The sequence below is a fragment of the Paraburkholderia sp. SIMBA_030 genome, assembly GCF_046535245.1.
Classification (GTDB): Bacteria; Pseudomonadota; Gammaproteobacteria; order Burkholderiales; family Burkholderiaceae; genus Paraburkholderia.
The window spans coordinates 1-250 of record NZ_JAWRXB010001205.1 but is presented as its reverse complement, the minus strand read 5'-3'; the positions used below and the strand labels follow the sequence as shown (position 1 = coordinate 250).

General features: G+C 64.8%; 1 protein-coding gene. It reads left to right on the top strand.

Features of this window, described 5'->3' with window-relative positions:
- Nucleotides 1-250 (top strand): hypothetical protein (locus SB772_RS43855; protein ID WP_410839010.1); only part of this gene is annotated, 250 nt, incomplete at both ends.

Genomic DNA, 250 nt, shown 5'->3' with positions numbered 1-250 from the left:
GACCCCGTCGAAGACCCGGCCGGCGAAGCCATCTATGTGCGCGACGAAGTCACTGGCGATGTATGGGGCGCCACCGCGTTGCCAATCCGCGACGGCGGGACGTATGTGGCGCGTCACGGGCATGGCTATAGCCGCTTTGAACACGAGGCGAATGGCATCGCGCTCGACTTGCTGCAATACGTGCCGCTCGCCGACCCGCTGAAGATTTCGAGGCTGACGTTGCGCAATCTGTCCGGCATGCCGCGCCGTC